The organism is Sphingomonas sp. GW821-FHT12D09, assembly GCF_058807215.1.
The window spans coordinates 390,067-404,666 of record NZ_JBXAQL010000004.1 but is presented as its reverse complement, the minus strand read 5'-3'; the positions used below and the strand labels follow the sequence as shown (position 1 = coordinate 404,666).

Genomic DNA, 14,600 nt, shown 5'->3' with positions numbered 1-14,600 from the left:
CGCGCGCGATGTTCCAGCTCCCGACACCGGACTGTCACCGGAGTAAGGAAATCGGCCGAACCGAGGAAACCTAGGTTTTGTAATGGCGCACCCGACAGGATTCGAACCTGTGGCCTCTGCCTTCGGAGGGCAGCGCTCTATCCAGCTGAGCTACGGGTGCCTGGAACAGGGCGCCTAGCAAAGCCTTTGCGGCGGCGCCAGTCCCTCAATGCGCCGCGACCGTCTTCGGCTTTTTCGGGGCCGGGGTCTTGGGCTGGTAGGGGCACAGATCCGCGACCACGCAGCGCCAGCATTCGGGCGTGCGCGCCTTGCAGGTGTAGCGGCCGTGCAGGATCAGCCAGTGATGCGCATGCAGGCGAAAGGGCTGGGGCACGGCCTTGCCGAGCTTCTTCTCCACTGCGAGCGGGGTCTTGCCCGGCGCCAGCCGCGTGCGGTTGCCGACGCGGAAGATGTGCGTGTCGACCGCGAAGGTCTCCGCGCCGAACGCGACGTTCATCACCACGTTCGCGGTCTTGCGGCCGACGCCCGGCAGCTTCTCGAGTTCGTCGCGGTCCGCCGGCACCTGACCGCCGTGATCGCGGATCAGCGCCTCGGACAGGGCGATCACGTTCTTCGCCTTGGTGTTGAACAGCCCGATCGTCTTGATGTGCTGCTTGAGGTCGTCTTCGCCGAGCGCGACCATCTTTTCCGGCGTGTCGACTTCGCGGAACAGCGCGCGGGTCGCCTTGTTCACGCCGGCATCGGTCGCCTGGGCTGAGAGCACCACTGCCACCAGCAGCGTGTAGGTGTTGACTGATTCGAGCTCGGTCTCGGGATGGGGATTGTCCGCTGCCAGGCGCGAGAAGAACTCGAAGATTTTTTCGCGGGACATCGTCCTTTCGGACGATTTGGGCGCCTTCTTCATCAGCCGCCCAGCACCTGGTCCATCGTGTAGCGCCCGGCCGGCTTGCCGGCGAGCCACAGTGCCGCGCGCACCGCGCCGCGGGCGAAGATCGCGCGGTCGTCGGCACGGTGGCTGAGCTCGATCCGCTCGCCCGGCGCGGCGAACACGATCATGTGGTCGCCCACCACCGAACCGCCGCGCAAGGAGGCCATGCCGATCGTGCCGGATGCGCGCGCGCCGGTGAGGCCGGCGCGGTCGGTCACTTCGGCTTCAGCGAGCGTCGTCCCCATGCCGGCTGCCGCGGCATGGCCGAGCATCAGCGCGGTGCCCGACGGCGCATCCACCTTGTGGCGGTGGTGCATCTCGAGGATCTCGATGTCCCAGTCGGGCCCCAGTTGCTGCGCCGCCTCGCGCACCAGCCGCTGTAGGAGCCCGATGCCGAGCGAGGTGTTGCCGGTCTGCAGCACCGCGATGTCCTGCGCCGCCGCGTCGATCAGCGCGTGATGATGCGGCGAGAGGCCAGTGGTACCGACCACGATCGGCTTGCCCGCCGCGCGCGCGGCGGCGAGGTGCGCCTCCAGCGCCTGGGGAGCGGAGAAGTCGATCAGCACATCGGCGCCAGCGGCGACGCCTGCGGGATCGTCCTTGGCATCCGCGCCGCCTGCGATACGCGCGTTCATGTCGGGCGCGACGTTCGCGATCGCCTGCCCCATCCGGCCGAGGCTGCCGTAAATGCCGATGCTGGTCATATGCGCTCCTCTTGCACAGCCCGGGGCCCGCGCGACAGGGGTTATTTCGCGTCCGTATCCGCCTTCCTGGGCTTCTTGCCGAGCGGAATCGTCGCGGTGACCATGAGCGACGGGACGCTCACGCCCGGCGCGATCGAGCGCTGCACGCCTTCCACCGTGCCCTTGCCGCCGCCGGGCAAGCGGAAATCGGGGCGCAGCGGCTTCTCGGCCCAGCGCGCCTCGTCGAGCGTGGGCAGGCGCATGCCGGTCCGGCTCCCGCACACGGTGATCGTGTCCGCGCCCGCCCGGCAGGGCCGCTTTGGCGTGAGCGCGGCATCGCCCGCCTCGTCGGGGCTGGGGAAGATCGGCGCATGGTCCTGCGGAGCCAGCGAAACGAGAAGGAGCGCGGCGAGCATGGGGCAAATCAACACGCGATTTGCGGCAAGGGTGGGGCGGGGCGGTTGCGAGTGCCGGGCGTTCGCGCCTAGACTGACAGCAGGCTATCGGAGCTCGGCAGATGATCGACTATTTCCTGCGGGCCACGATTATGCTCCCCGTCATGCTCCTGTTCCTGCTGGCCGATCGCCGCCTCAAGACCGATCCGCTCGACCGGCAGATCAAGACCGGCGCGCTGCTTTTCTGCGCCGCGCTGATCCCGCTGGTGACGCTGTTCATTCGAATCCCCGGCGGTTCGCTTTCCGATATCCCGCCCGAAATCCGGAGCCTGGTCGACTATATCGCCTGGATGGGGCTGGCGCCGCTTGCCGGGCTTCTGCTTTTCTCCGTCCAGCTGCTCGTCAGCGCGCTCTGGAAAAGCTGGCGGGGGCATCGCCGCCGCGCGGATGGCTGACCGCGGCATGCGCGAGATCCACAACATCGTCATCCTCACCGGCGCCGGGCTTTCGGCGGAGAGCGGCATCGCCACCTTTCGCGGTCCGGGCGGCCTGTGGGAGGGGCACCGCGTCGAGGATGTCTGCACGCCCCAGGCGCTCGCGCAGGATCCCGAGCTGGTCCACCGTTTCTATGACGCGCGCCGCTCCAAGCTGGCGGAGGTCGAACCCAATGCTGCGCACCACGCACTCGCCCGACTGGATGCCGAATGGCAGGGCGGGCTGCTGATCGTCACCCAGAATGTCGATGACCTGCACGAGCGCGCCGGGACGAACCGGTTGCTCCACATGCATGGCGAGCTGAAGTCGGCACTGTGCGCGGCGTGCGGGGACAGCGTGGAATGGGAAGGTTCGCTGCCGCCCGAAAGCGAATGCCCCGATTGCGGCACCCCGGCGCTGCGGCCCGACATCGTGTTCTTCGGCGAGATGCCCTATCATATGGACGTGATCGAGCAGGCGCTGGCCGATGCCGACCTGTTCGTCTCGATCGGCACTTCGGGCGCGGTCTATCCGGCGGCGGGCTTCGTCCAGACCGCGCGCTACCGCGGCGCGCAGACGCTGGAATTGAACCTCGATCCGAGTGCGGGGAGCAGCTGGTTCGGCGAGAGCCGGCTGGGTCCGGCGGGGACCCTGGTGCAGGAATGGGTGGCGCAGATGCTCGGCCAAGGCTAGACTGGCGGCGTCGAAAAGGACCCGAGCGGCATCGGTAAGCCCGCTCCCTCGCTCCCGAGGCTCCGTGTCGCTCCCGGGCGAACCCGCGACAAGCAACCGGCGCGCGTCGTCGGGGGCTTGGCGCACACCTGTGTCCTGTCCCCGATGGCGGCGCCCCAATTGGGAGCAAGCACATGCCGATCATCACCGCGAACACCGACATCATCACGCAGATAAACCTCTTCACCGTGCCCGAGGACGGGCAGGCGGCGCTGATCGCCTATCTGCGTGAAGCCGCCGAGGGGGCGCGCGAAGTCGAGGGGTGGGTGTCCGCCAGCCTGCATCGCAGTCTGGATGGCACGCGCGTGGTCAATTATGCGCAGAGCGCCGATGCCGATGCGGCGCAGCGCGTCTTCACGCACCTCAAGGCCAAGGGCCTGATCGAGGGGAACAAGCGCTACGGCGAAGCCCATCCGGGGCTCTATCAGGTCGTCTTCACGCTGGAGAAATAACGCTCAGGCCGCCGCGCTCTCGTCCTTCTCGACGGTTCCGGCGCGGGTGCGGCGGTCCACGCTCAGCTCGAACACGTCGTGCCGCGCCTGGGCGCCATCGACGTCCATCGTTGCCAGCCCGCGGCCGACTTCGTCGAGGTCGAGCTCGGCGATCAATATTTCGGGAGCGGTGCCGGCCTGGGCGATCACCACGCCGTCGGGCGCGATGATCGCGCTGTGGCCGTGCTGGATCTGCCCTTCCGGAATCCGGTCGAGCAGCTTGCGCGCCGAACCGTCGCCACCGGCGCGCTCATAGCCTGCGATCACTTCCTGTTTGTACTGGATGGTGCCGGCCGCGAGCACGAAGCTGCGCCCTTCAAAGGCGTAATGCGCCGAGGCGAGCATCGAGATGTCGCTCAGCTCCGGCCAGGCGGCGACATGCACCGTCTCGCCTTCGTGGTGCATCGCCGCGCGGGCGAGCGGCATCCAATGCTCGGTCGAGGCAAGCTGGCCGATCTTGCCCCAGGGCGCTTCGTGCAGCCCGAGCGTCGAGCCGTCGCCCTGGCCGAGCATCAGCTTCTCGGCCGGCGAGAGGATCAGCTTGCGGTGGCGCAGCACCGGCGCCTTGGGGCGGAACAGGAACTGGGTGGCGTAGAGACTCTGGCGCACGCGCTCATATCCGCCGATCGAGACCGTCACATTGGCGATGTCCACCGTCCATTGCAGCGGCTGGAAGCGCGGATCCTCGCCGCGGATCGCCTGGTTCAGCAGCAGAGCATGCAGTTCGCGCGTGCCGGGATGGTCCCATAGCCGCGCCGGGGCGATATGCTCGAGCCAGACGGGATAGCCGCCCAGGAAACCTTCGCCGAACGCGACGACGCGGGCGCCCTTCTCGATCGCCTCGCGCGCCTTGGCGATGGCCCGTTCCAGGCCCGCGTCCACGGCCAGCGGAACCGGCGAATCCTGCACGATGGCGACTTTGAGCTTTCGCGTCACTCGACCCAATCCAACCCGATCTCACGATACAGCGAACGGTCTTCCTGCCATTCGGGCCTTACCTTCACGTGAAGATAGAGATGCACCTGCACGCCCATGATGCGGGAAAGCTCGGCGCGCGCCTTGGCGCCGATTTCCTTGATCCGGGCGCCGCCCTTGCCAAGCATGATCGCGCGCTGCGTCTCGCGCTCGACCAGGATCTGCTGGTGGATCTCTACCGATCCGTCCTCGCGCTCGGTATATTTCTCGGTATCGACCGCGCTCGAATAGGGCAGCTCCTTGTGGAGCTGAAGATATATCTGCTCGCGCGTCACTTCGGCGGCGACCATGCGGTCGGTCGCATCGGAGACCTGGTCCTCGGGATAGTGCCAGGGGCTGTCGGGCATCGCCTTCGCCAGCGCCGCCTTCAGCTCGGGCACGCCGTCGCCGGTTTGCGCCGAGACGAAATAGGTCTCGTCGAACGGCAGCAGCTCGTTGAGCTTCGCCGCGTGACCGAGCAGCTTTGGCTTGTCGGCGATATCGACCTTGTTGAGGATCAGGATCTTGCGCTCGCGCCGCGCGGCCAGGCTTTCGATGACGTCCTTCACCTTGGAGCCGATGCCGCCCTTGCCGTCGACGACCAGCGCGATCAGGTCCGCGCCCTCGGCACCTTCCCAGGCGGCGGCGACCATCGCGCGGTCCAGCCGGCGCTCGGGGGTGAAGATGCCCGGCGTATCGACCAGGATCAGCTGCGCATCGCCGTCGATCGCGATGCCCATCACCCGGGCGCGCGTGGTCTGCGCCTTCGGGCTGACGATCGCGACCTTCTGGCCGACCAGCGCATTGACGAGCGTCGACTTGCCCGCATTCGGGGCGCCGACGATGGCGATCAGGCCGCAGCGCTGGGTTTCGGGAGGGATTTGATTCTCTGAAGTCATGCCGAGCCCCTACACCGTTCGCCCTGAGCTTGTCGAAGGGCGAGCGGAGAGGGCGCGGTTCATTTTTCCAGCTTCGCCAAGAGCGCCGCCGCCGCAGCGGTTTCCGCTTCCTGCTTGCTCGTGCCTTCCGCGCTTGCATCGGCGAAGGTCCCGATCGACACCTTCACGGTGAAGCGCGGTGCGTGGTTGGGGCCCGAGCGGTCGGTCACTTCATATTCGGGCGGGCGGCGATTATTGGCGGCCGCCCATTCCTGCAGCGCCGACTTGGGATGCCGGGGCGCGGTGGCATGCGCGTCGATGTGCTTTGCCCAGGCCTTGCGGACGAAATCGCGCGCGGGGGCGAAACCGAACTCCAGATAGAGCGCGCCGATCAGAGCCTCCATCACGTCGCCCAGCACATTGTCGCTGTCCGCAGCGCCGTCGCCGCGCGCCTGCTTGCCCAGGCGCAGGAACGGCGCGACACCCACTTCGCGCGCGACATCGGCACACTGGGCGCCGGTAACCAGCGAATTGAGTCGCCGCGAAAGCGCGCCTTCGGGTTCGCCGGGATAGCGCTCGAACAGCCATTCGGCGATGGCCAGGCCGAGAACCCGGTCACCCAGGAATTCCAGCCGCTCGTAATTATCCGCGGCCTGGCTGCCATGCGTCAGCGCGCGTTGATACGCCGACAAATCCGCCGGGCGCTGGCCAAAGGTCCTGCTGATCCATCCCCCCAGATCGGGAGCGCTCAAAAGCCTTCCCCCATCCGGCTCCAGCGCGCCGCGGTGAACCAGGTCCAGGGCAGCAGCCAGCTGGCGCTGCCATCGGTGGACCAGAAGCTCAGCACCGCCTTGCCCTCGATATTCTCCATCGGGACATAGGAGATGCCCTGGTTCTCGGGCGGCTGGGCGAAGCGGCTGTCGGTCGAATTGTCGCGGTTGTCGCCCATCAGGAAGACATGGCCGGCGGGGACGTGGAACACCTCGGTATTGTCCTGCGGGGTCAGCCCCTGATCAAGGACGTTATAGGTCTTGCCGTTCGGCAGCGTCTCGCGGAACTGCGGCGTCTTGCACACCGGATTGCCCTTGGCGTCGATCGCCTGGAACAGCGCATTGCACTCGCGGACATTCGGCGTGATCGGCAACTCGAGATCGCCGATGCGCTGTTTCGGGATCGCCTTGCCGTTCAGGATCAGCTGTCCATTGGTCATCTGGATCGAGTCGCCCGGCAGGCCGATGACGCGCTTGATCCAGTCCTCGCCATTATGGCCCGGCGCCTTGAACACCACCACGTCGCCGCGCGTCGGCGTGCCCGGGAAAATCCGGCCCGGGATCAACGGCACGCTCCACGGCAGCGAGTGCTTGGAATAGCCGTAATTCCATTTGGTGATGAACAGATAGTCGCCCACCAGCAGCCGCGGCATCATCGATTCCGACGGGATCGAGAAGGGCGAGAAGATGAAGCTGCGCACCACGAAGACGATCAGCGCGAGCTTGACGAGGAAGACGCCGAGCTCCTTCCACTCGTTCTTGGGCTTCTCCTCGCGCACCGCAGCGGCTGCGGGGGCGGGCTTCTCGTCGAGGGAATCGGCGGGGGTGTTTTCCATAGTGCGTTGCTCTGCTTGGGGCGGGCGGAGAGGTCAAGCCGATGAATGGGGGTGGCAGCGATGAACTCGGGACGATAGGGGCCTAGCTGTCCCACAGGAGATGAACATGGCATTGCCCGACTGGTCCGCCGTAAAGTCGTTCGAAGCGTCCACGCTCACCGAGCTTTTCGCGCGCGATCCTGGCCGAGTCGCTGCGCTGTCGGCCGATGTTTCCGGCATCCATTTCGACTGGTCGAAGACGCATCTGACCACCGAGCTGATCTCGGCTTTCGCGAAGATCGCCGCCGACATGGGCCTGGTCGCCAAGCGCGACGCGCTGTTCGCCGGCGAGAAGATCAACGTCACCGAAGGCCGCGCCGTCGAGCACACCGCCGAGCGCGGCGAAGGCTCGCCCGACAGCGTCTCGCGAGCCCAGTCGTACCACGCCCGGATGCGCGCGCTGATCGACGCGATCGAGGCGGAGGCGTTCGGCCCGATCCGCAGCATCATCCATATCGGCATCGGCGGCTCGGCGCTGGGGCCGGACCTGCTCGTCGATGCGCTCGGCCGCGATGCCGATCGCTATGAAGTCGCCGTGGTCTCGAATGTCGACGGCGTCGCGCTGGAAACTGCGCTCGATCGCTTCGACCCCGCGACCACCCTGATCGCGATCGCGTCGAAGACCTTCACCACCACCGAGACGATGCTCAACGCCGAGAGCGCGATCTCCTGGCTGATGCAGGGCGGCGTCGCCGATCCTTATGGCCAGCTCGTCGCGCTCACCGCAGCCCCTGAAAAGGCGATCGCGTTCGGCATCGACGAGACGCGTGTGTTGCCCTTCGCCGAGTCGGTGGGCGGGCGCTATTCGCTGTGGTCGTCGATCGGCTTCCCCGCCGCGCTGGCGTTGGGCTGGGAAGCGTTCGAGGAACTGCTGGAAGGCGCCGCCGAGATGGACCGCCATTTCCGCCTGACGCCGTTCGAACGGAATGCTCCGGTGCTCGCGGCCTTCGCCGACCTGTATTACACCCAGGTCCGTGGCTGCGAAACACGCGCCACCTTCGCCTATGACGAGCGGCTGGGGCTGCTGCCCAGCTACCTCCAGCAGCTCGAGATGGAGTCGAACGGCAAGCGCGTCACTGCCGAAGGCCAGCCGGTGACGTATCCGACCGCGCCGATCACCTGGGGCGGCGTCGGCACCGATGCCCAGCATGCGGTGTTCCAACTGCTCCACCAGGGCACTCGCCTGGTCCCGCTCGAGTTCATCGGCGCGATAGAGCCGGGCGACGGGCTGGCGGACGAGCATCACCGCCAGCTGCTGCTCAACATGTTCGCGCAAGGCGCCGCGCTGATGGCCGGCCGCAAGAATGACGATCTGGCGCGCGACTATCCGGGCGACCGCCCCTCGGCGACTTTGCTGCTCGACCGCGTCGATCCGCGCACGCTCGGCGCGATCCTGGCCTTCTACGAGCAGCGCACCTTCGTGAACGCAGTGCTGCTCGGCATCAATCCGTTCGACCAGTTCGGCGTCGAGCTCGGCAAGGAAATGGCCAAGGCGGCGGGCGCCGGCGACCAGGATTTCGACGCTTCCACCAACGACCTGATCGCGAGGGCATTCGGATGAGCGACGATGAGTATGTCTATGACGAAGCGAGCGGCGAGTGGATCTCCGCCGCCGAAGCCGCAACCAAGGCCGGCGCCATCGACGCGGTCGAAGTGCGCGATTCGGTCGGCAATATCCTCCAGGACGGCGACCAGGTCACGCTGATCAAGGACCTGACCGTGAAGGGCGCGGGCCAGACGCTCAAGCGCGGTACGCTGATCAAGTCGATCCGGCTGACCGGCGATCCCCAGGAGATCGACTGCAAGTATGAAGGCATCAAGGGCCTCGTCCTGCGCGCCGAGTTCGTCCGCAAGCGCTAAACCCCGTCATCCCGACGAAGGTCGCCCTGCGCGCCCGCATCGCCGCGTCGCTCCTCCTGCGCTCGCCGATACCCGAGGAGCTTGCCCGCCGCTACCGGCTCGGCAATGTCTGGCGGATCGCGCTTCATATATGGGCGTGGAGCCTGATCGCGATCGCGCTCCTGTCGATCCATTTCGTGCCGCCCGACGCGATCGGCCCGGGGGCATTCCTCTCCGGCATCGGTGCGGTCGGCGTCGCCTGGCTCCTCTGTTTCCTCTCGCGCCGGATCGATCTTTCGCAAGGCTGACGCGCCGCATTGGCATCGCGCCGCCCGCGCCCTATCTCCCTGCCTCCAATCAGTGGAAGGACTGCGCGTGGCCGAATACGATTATGATCTCTTCGTGATCGGCGCCGGCTCGGGCGGCACCCGCGCCTCGCGCGTATCGGCCGCGCACGGCGCCAAGGTCGCGGTGGCCGAGGAATATCGCGTCGGCGGCACCTGCGTGATCCGCGGCTGCGTCCCCAAGAAGCTGCTCGTCTATGGCGCGCATTTCGCCGAGGACCTCAAGGACGCGCGCCGCTTCGGCTGGAACGTGCCCGAATGCGACTTCGACTGGGCGGTGCTGCGCGACAATGTGATGGCGGACGTCGATCGGCTCAACGGACTCTACACCCAGACGCTGCACAATAACGGCGTCGAGACCTTCCTCGAGCGCGCCACCGTCACCGGGCCGCACGAAGTGACGCTGGCTTCGGGCCGAAAGGTCACCGCCAAATATATCCTGATTGCCTCGGGCGCGCACCCGCACGTTCCTGAATTCCCCGGCAGCGATCTCGGCATCACTTCGAACGAAGTCTTCCACCTGGAGAAGCTGCCCAAGCGCGTGCTGATCGCGGGCGGCGGCTATATCGCCAACGAGTTCGCCGGCATCTTCAACGAGTTCGGCAGCCATGTAACGATGGTCAACCGCACCGATGTGATCCTGCGCGGCTATGACCATTCGATGCGCGACCGGCTGCTGCAGATCTCGCTGATGAAGGGCATCGATTTTCGCTTCCACGCCGAATTCGTCGGCATCGAGAAACTCGACAGCGGCGCCTTCAAGGTCACGCTGACCAAGCATGAGCCGATCGAAGTCGATTGCGTGCTCTTCGCCACCGGCCGCGTGCCGAACACCACGGGCCTTGGGCTGGAGGAGGTCGGTGTCCAGCTCGACGGCAAGGGCGCGGTGCAGGTCAATGCGGACAACCAGTCCTCGATCGACTCGATCTATGCGGTTGGCGACGTGACCAACCGCATCCAGCTCACCCCCGTCGCGATCCGCGAGGGCCAGGCGTTCGCCGACACGATCTTCGGCAACAAGCCGCACCGCGTCGATTACAGCTGCATACCGAGCGCGGTGTTCAGCCATCCGCCGCTGGCCAGCGTCGGCATGACCGAGAGCGAGGCGCGCAACAAGCTCGGCTCGATCGCCGTCTACCAGTCCGATTTCCGCGCGATGAAGAACGTGCTGGCCGACCGCAACGAGCGCGCGCTCTACAAGATGATCTGCGACGGCACGACGGGCAAGGTCGTCGGCCTCCACATGATCGGCCCGGACGCGCCGGAGATCCTGCAGGCGGCGGCGGTGGCAGTGAAGGCCGGGCTGACCAAGGACGCCTTCGACCAGACCGTGGCCCTGCACCCGACCATGTCGGAAGAGCTTGTGCTGATGAAGTGAGCGGGAAGTTCATGCCGAAGGCGTGAACCGAAGGCTGCGGGGCAGCCTTCGCCGGTCACTCCCCCGGAGGGAGCGTGCGGCTGGGCGGGGCCTCGGCCATGGACGTCGCAAACCGCGCTGCCGCCATCCTTGCCAGTGCCGGCCCCAGCGCCAGCACCGCCAGGAAGCGCAGCGCCTGCATCGCCATCACGAAGGGCTGGTCGACGGGCACGGAGGTCGCGATGATCGCCACCGAATCGAGCCCGCCCGGGCTCACCGCCAGATAGGCGCTGACCGGGTCGATCCCGGTCATCCGGGCGACGACCAGCGACAGCGCAGCGGAAAAGCCGATCAGCGTGGCGGTCGCGACCAACACCCGCGGCAATGCCTTGGCCGCTACCGCCAGCGTCTCGCGGGTAAAGGCGAGGCCGATCCGCCAGCCGACCAACGCATAGCTCACCGCCAGCACCGGCTCGGGCAGGGTCATGCGCAATACGCCCAGTGCGTGGAGCGTGATCCCCGCCGCCATCGGCACCAGCAGCGCGCCGCCGGGAATTCGCAGCTTCAGGCCGACGAATGCGCCGATCCCCGCCACCGCCAGTGTCGCCAGCGAAGGAATCAGCGGGGCAGGCGCCAGCATCGTCACCAGCCAGTCACCGCCGTGATGCGCCCCTAAAACAGCGGCCAGGATCGACGCGGCGCCGGCCACGCACACGACGCGCGTATAGGTCATGAACGCCACCAGCCGCGCGTCCGCGCCGAACGCGTCGGCCATCACCACCATCGCCGAGGCAGCACCCGGCATCGATCCCCAGATCGCCGTGCTCCCCGGCAGTACCTTCCACCGGCTGAGCAGGTATCCGAGCAGGCTGCTCGCCCCCAGCGTCGCCGCGGTCACGCCCAGGAAGATCGGCCACTGGGTCACCACGCGGGAGAAGGTGCCGATGTCCAGCGTGCCGGCGATCAGGCAGCCGATCACCGCCTGCGCACCGACGAACAGCGGTTTGGGTAGGCTCAGCCCCGCGCCGCGCGCCGCGAAGGCAATCGCGGCGAGCATCGGCCCGAGCAGCAGCCCGGCCGACAGGCCGATCCATTCCAGCAGCGCGATGCCGATCGCCGAGGCGCCGAGCAGCGCCAGCCACGGGCCGGCGCGGCGCGTGCTCAACTGTCGTGGGCGAGGATCGTGTCCGCCTCGTCCAGCGGCACCTTGCCCGCACGGCGTGAGAGCCAGGTCGTCGCGGCGATGTCCCAGGTGACGTTACCTACGGTGCGCATGATGTCGGGCAGCGTCTCGACTGCCACCAGCAGCCCGAGCGGGCTCACCGGCGCGCCGATCGTCGCGGCCACCGGGGCGATCGCGCTGACATAGCTGACGGTGCCCGGCAGGCTCACCGAACCGAGCGAAGTCAGCGTCGCGACGACGATGCCCACCGCCAGCGTGGCGGGGCTCAGCGGCACGCCGAACCATTCGGCGACATAGATGGCGACGGCGAAGTTCATCGCCGGCCCGGTCGCGCGGAAGATCGCCACCGCCAGCGGCAGCGTCACGCCCGATACCGCCACCGGCACGCCAAGCTTGCCGGTGCCCTCGATCATCACCGGCAGCGTGGCGAGCGAGCTTTGGGTGCTGAGCGCCACGGCCTGGCTGGGCAGCGCGGCCCGGACGAATTTGCCCAGGCCCATGCGTCCGCCGAACACCGCGACCGGATAGGCGAAGATCGTCACCGCCAGGCCGACGCCCGCCACGGTCAGGATATAATGGATCAGCGCGCCGAACGCGCCGGTGCCGGCCTTGGCGCCGACGACCAGGGCGAGCGCGAACACGCCGAGCGGCCCGACCCACAGCACCCAGTCGATCACCACCAGCATCACGTCGCGCAATGCCTTGAAGAAGTCGGTGAGCAGCCGCTGCGCCTCGCCGCCCACTCGCGTCATCGCGAAGGCGAAGATCAGCGAGAAGATGATCAGCGACAGGAAGGCGTTCTCGGCGGCGGCCTTGACGATGTTCGACGGGATGATCGCCGCCAGGAACTGGCCGATCGGCGGTACCGGGCCGATCTTCTCGGCGCCCGCCAGCGCGGCGCGCAGTGCGTCGGCCGATTCGCGCGGCAGCGGTGCCAGATGGAGGAACAGCGGCGTCAGGATCGCGGCGGCGGTCGCCGACAGGAACAGCACGACGACGTAGAGCGCGATCGCCCGGCCGGCCAGGCGCCCGGCCTGCGCAGCCTCGGCAGTCGCGGCGACGCCGGTGATCAGCAGCGCCACGACCAGCGGCACGATCGTCATCTGCAGGCCGTTGAGCCAGGCTTGGCCGATCGGCTGGGCGAAGTCCGCGGCGATCGTCGCGGCGGCGGGAGCCCAGGCGGCGAGCACCGCGCCAAGGATCAGTCCCGCGATCAGGGACAATAGAATACGAGTTGGTTGCGACATGCTCGCCCTTTTGGAGTTTCCGCGCTAATCCGGTGGCGGTTGAGGACCCGCAAGGTCGCGAGAAAACGAGACATGGCAAGAAAATATTTCGGTACGGACGGAATCCGGGGTGCGACGAACCTGTCGCCGATGACGGCGGCGATGGCGATGAAGGTGGGGATGGCCGCCGGTGCGCACTTCGCGCGCGGCGATCACAAGCACCGGGTGGTGATCGGCAAGGACACGCGGCTTTCGGGTTATATGCTCGAGAACGCGCTGGTCGCGGGCTTCACGTCGGTGGGCATGGACGTCGTGCTGGTCGGGCCGATGCCTACGCCGGCAGTGGCGATGCTCACCCATTCGATGCGCGCGGACATGGGCGTGATGATCTCCGCCAGCCACAATCCCTATGCGGATAACGGCATCAAGCTGTTCGGGCCCGACGGCTTCAAGCTTTCCGATGCGGACGAACTGGCGATCGAGGCGCTGATCGACGGCGAAGTGCCGCTCGCGCCCTCCGCCGATATCGGCCGTGCCCGCCGGGTCGAGGATGCGCGCGGCCGCTACATCCATTTCGCCAAGTCGACCTTCCCCGAGGATCTGACGCTCGACGGGCTCAAGATCGTCGTCGATTGCGCCAATGGCGCGGCGTACCAGGTCGCCCCCTCGGCCCTGTGGGAACTCGGCGCGGACGTGATCGCGATCGGCGTCACGCCCAATGGCAAGAACATCAATGACGGCGTCGGCTCCACGGCACCCGAGACTTTGTGCGAGACGGTGGTCGCCGCGGGTGCGCATATCGGCATCGCGCTGGACGGCGATGCCGACCGGCTGATCGTGGTCGACGAGAACGGCAAGGTGGTCGATGGCGACCAGCTGATGGCGACGATCGCCGGCGGCTGGGCGCGCCAGGGCCGGCTGGCGGGCGGCGGCCTAGTCGCCACCGTCATGTCGAATCTCGGGCTCGAGCGGCACCTCTCGGCGCAGGGCCTCGGCCTGATCCGCACCGCGGTGGGCGATCGCTATGTGCTCGAGAAGATGCGCGCATCGGGCTATAATGTCGGCGGTGAGCAGTCGGGCCACATCATCCTGTCGGATTATGCCACCACCGGCGATGGCCTCGTCGCCTCGCTCCAGGTGCTCGCCGAGCTGGTCCGTGCCGGCGCGCCGGCGAGCGAAGTGCTCCACCGCTTCGATCCGCTGCCCCAGCTGCTCAAGAATGTCCGCTTCAAGGGTGGCAAGCCGCTGGAAGACCCGCGCGTAAAGGACGTGATCGCCGCCGCCGAGGCCGAGCTGGAAGGCAAGGGCCGCCTGGTCATCCGTGCCTCGGGCACCGAGCCGGTGATCCGCGTGATGGCCGAGGGCGATGATCGGGCGCAGGTGGAAACGGTGGTCGACCGGATCTGCGACGTGGTGCGCGCCGCCGCCGCCTGAACGCCCCTTCCGCGCGCGGAAGAGGCGCCCGGATGGA

The 14,600-nt window shown here is 67.4% G+C and carries 16 protein-coding genes and 1 tRNA gene; 7 read left to right on the top strand and 10 right to left on the bottom strand.

The window, feature by feature from the left end; genetic code table 11:
* Window positions 1–83: 83 nt before the first annotated feature.
* The 4 genes from AC1RPL_RS19210 to AC1RPL_RS19195 form a co-directional block, all read right to left on the bottom strand.
* Window positions 84–160, bottom strand: a tRNA-Arg gene (locus tag AC1RPL_RS19210).
* Window positions 161–205: 45 nt separating this feature from the next.
* On the bottom strand, window positions 206–871 hold the full coding sequence (nth, locus tag AC1RPL_RS19205; RefSeq protein ID WP_493071643.1) for an endonuclease III: 666 nt from the start codon (window positions 869–871) through the stop codon (window positions 206–208).
* 32 nt (window positions 872–903) lie between these two features.
* Window positions 904–1,632 carry a 4-hydroxy-tetrahydrodipicolinate reductase gene (dapB, locus tag AC1RPL_RS19200; protein WP_493071642.1) on the bottom strand — a complete coding sequence of 243 codons (729 nt, stop codon included), beginning with the start codon at window positions 1,630–1,632 and terminating at the stop codon, window positions 904–906.
* A 41-nt stretch (window positions 1,633–1,673) separates the two neighbouring features.
* Complete coding sequence (locus AC1RPL_RS19195) at window positions 1,674–2,027, bottom strand: hypothetical protein (RefSeq protein ID WP_493071640.1); 354 nt, start codon at window positions 2,025–2,027, stop codon at window positions 1,674–1,676.
* Between the two features lie 101 nt (window positions 2,028–2,128).
* Between AC1RPL_RS19195 and AC1RPL_RS19190 the strand changes: the two genes are divergently transcribed.
* The 3 genes from AC1RPL_RS19190 to AC1RPL_RS19180 all read left to right on the top strand — a co-directional run bounded on the left by AC1RPL_RS19190 (window position 2,129) and on the right by AC1RPL_RS19180 (window position 3,664).
* Window positions 2,129–2,461 (top strand): hypothetical protein, encoded by a 333-nt coding sequence (locus tag AC1RPL_RS19190; RefSeq protein ID WP_493071638.1) that lies wholly within the window; start codon window positions 2,129–2,131, stop codon window positions 2,459–2,461.
* Window positions 2,462–2,468: 7 nt separating this feature from the next.
* The gene (locus AC1RPL_RS19185; RefSeq protein ID WP_493071816.1) at window positions 2,469–3,173 is read left to right on the top strand and encodes an NAD-dependent deacylase; all 705 of its coding nucleotides are present in this window, start codon (window positions 2,469–2,471) and stop codon (window positions 3,171–3,173) included.
* Window positions 3,174–3,346: 173 nt separating this feature from the next.
* Window positions 3,347–3,664, top strand: a complete 318-nt coding sequence (locus AC1RPL_RS19180) for an antibiotic biosynthesis monooxygenase (protein ID WP_493071636.1) — start codon at window positions 3,347–3,349, stop codon at window positions 3,662–3,664.
* A 3-nt stretch (window positions 3,665–3,667) separates the two neighbouring features.
* On the opposite strand, the gene AC1RPL_RS19175 is transcribed toward AC1RPL_RS19180, so the two are convergent.
* The 4 genes from AC1RPL_RS19175 to lepB are packed head-to-tail and all read right to left on the bottom strand — an operon-like array spanning window position 3,668 to window position 7,141.
* A complete protein-coding gene (locus tag AC1RPL_RS19175) occupies window positions 3,668–4,639 on the bottom strand; it encodes a nitrilase-related carbon-nitrogen hydrolase (RefSeq protein WP_493071635.1) in 972 nt (323 codons plus the stop codon).
* Entirely contained in the window at window positions 4,636–5,556 is a 921-nt protein-coding gene (era, locus tag AC1RPL_RS19170; RefSeq protein ID WP_493071634.1) for a GTPase Era, read from the bottom strand. Before era ends, AC1RPL_RS19175 begins: the two co-directional genes overlap by 4 nt.
* 59 nt (window positions 5,557–5,615) lie before the next feature.
* A complete protein-coding gene (rnc, locus tag AC1RPL_RS19165; RefSeq protein ID WP_493071633.1) occupies window positions 5,616–6,287 on the bottom strand; it encodes a ribonuclease III in 672 nt (223 codons plus the stop codon).
* The gene (lepB, locus tag AC1RPL_RS19160) at window positions 6,284–7,141 is read right to left on the bottom strand and encodes a signal peptidase I (protein WP_493071632.1); all 858 of its coding nucleotides are present in this window, start codon (window positions 7,139–7,141) and stop codon (window positions 6,284–6,286) included. Before lepB ends, rnc begins: the two co-directional genes overlap by 4 nt.
* Before the next feature lie 106 nt (window positions 7,142–7,247).
* On the opposite strand from lepB, the gene pgi reads away from it, so the two are divergent.
* The 3 genes from pgi (at window position 7,248) to gorA (ending at window position 10,741) form a co-directional block, all read left to right on the top strand.
* The gene (gene pgi / locus AC1RPL_RS19155) at window positions 7,248–8,741 is read left to right on the top strand and encodes a glucose-6-phosphate isomerase (RefSeq protein WP_493071631.1); all 1,494 of its coding nucleotides are present in this window, start codon (window positions 7,248–7,250) and stop codon (window positions 8,739–8,741) included.
* Window positions 8,738–9,040 carry an alkylphosphonate utilization protein gene (locus AC1RPL_RS19150; protein ID WP_493071630.1) on the top strand — a complete coding sequence of 101 codons (303 nt, stop codon included), beginning with the start codon at window positions 8,738–8,740 and terminating at the stop codon, window positions 9,038–9,040. Before pgi ends, AC1RPL_RS19150 begins: the two co-directional genes overlap by 4 nt.
* Before the next feature lie 354 nt (window positions 9,041–9,394).
* Entirely contained in the window at window positions 9,395–10,741 is a 1,347-nt protein-coding gene (gene gorA / locus AC1RPL_RS19145; RefSeq protein ID WP_493071629.1) for a glutathione-disulfide reductase, read from the top strand.
* A gap of 55 nt (window positions 10,742–10,796) precedes the next feature.
* On the opposite strand, the gene AC1RPL_RS19140 is transcribed toward gorA, so the two are convergent.
* The gene (locus AC1RPL_RS19140) at window positions 10,797–11,885 is read right to left on the bottom strand and encodes an AbrB family transcriptional regulator (RefSeq protein ID WP_493071628.1); all 1,089 of its coding nucleotides are present in this window, start codon (window positions 11,883–11,885) and stop codon (window positions 10,797–10,799) included.
* The gene (locus tag AC1RPL_RS19135) at window positions 11,882–13,150 is read right to left on the bottom strand and encodes a dicarboxylate/amino acid:cation symporter (RefSeq protein WP_493071626.1); all 1,269 of its coding nucleotides are present in this window, start codon (window positions 13,148–13,150) and stop codon (window positions 11,882–11,884) included. Before AC1RPL_RS19135 ends, AC1RPL_RS19140 begins: the two co-directional genes overlap by 4 nt.
* Window positions 13,151–13,222: 72 nt before the next feature.
* On the opposite strand from AC1RPL_RS19135, the gene glmM reads away from it, so the two are divergent.
* Window positions 13,223–14,563: a phosphoglucosamine mutase gene (gene glmM / locus AC1RPL_RS19130; protein ID WP_493071625.1), complete on the top strand. Its 1,341-nt coding sequence runs from the start codon at window positions 13,223–13,225 to the stop codon at window positions 14,561–14,563.
* Window positions 14,564–14,600 lie beyond the last annotated feature (37 nt).

What these genes read in the sequence shown, in the direction of transcription:
- pgi (WP_493071631.1), top strand. Translation starts at nt 7,248, where the DNA reads ATGGCATTGCCCGACTGGTCCGCCGTAAAGTCGTTCGAAGCGTCCACG.
- dapB (WP_493071642.1), bottom strand. Translation starts at nt 1,632, where the DNA reads ATGACCAGCATCGGCATTTACGGCAGCCTCGGCCGGATGGGGCAGGCG.
- era (WP_493071634.1), bottom strand. Translation starts at nt 5,556, where the DNA reads ATGACTTCAGAGAATCAAATCCCTCCCGAAACCCAGCGCTGCGGCCTG.
- AC1RPL_RS19180 (WP_493071636.1), top strand. Translation starts at nt 3,347, where the DNA reads ATGCCGATCATCACCGCGAACACCGACATCATCACGCAGATAAACCTC.
- lepB (WP_493071632.1), bottom strand. Translation starts at nt 7,141, where the DNA reads ATGGAAAACACCCCCGCCGATTCCCTCGACGAGAAGCCCGCCCCCGCA.
- AC1RPL_RS19135 (WP_493071626.1), bottom strand. Translation starts at nt 13,150, where the DNA reads ATGTCGCAACCAACTCGTATTCTATTGTCCCTGATCGCGGGACTGATC.
- AC1RPL_RS19190 (WP_493071638.1), top strand. Translation starts at nt 2,129, where the DNA reads ATGATCGACTATTTCCTGCGGGCCACGATTATGCTCCCCGTCATGCTC.
- AC1RPL_RS19150 (WP_493071630.1), top strand. Translation starts at nt 8,738, where the DNA reads ATGAGCGACGATGAGTATGTCTATGACGAAGCGAGCGGCGAGTGGATC.
- glmM (WP_493071625.1), top strand. Translation starts at nt 13,223, where the DNA reads ATGGCAAGAAAATATTTCGGTACGGACGGAATCCGGGGTGCGACGAAC.
- nth (WP_493071643.1), bottom strand. Translation starts at nt 871, where the DNA reads ATGTCCCGCGAAAAAATCTTCGAGTTCTTCTCGCGCCTGGCAGCGGAC.
- AC1RPL_RS19195 (WP_493071640.1), bottom strand. Translation starts at nt 2,027, where the DNA reads ATGCTCGCCGCGCTCCTTCTCGTTTCGCTGGCTCCGCAGGACCATGCG.
- AC1RPL_RS19185 (WP_493071816.1), top strand. Translation starts at nt 2,469, where the DNA reads ATGCGCGAGATCCACAACATCGTCATCCTCACCGGCGCCGGGCTTTCG.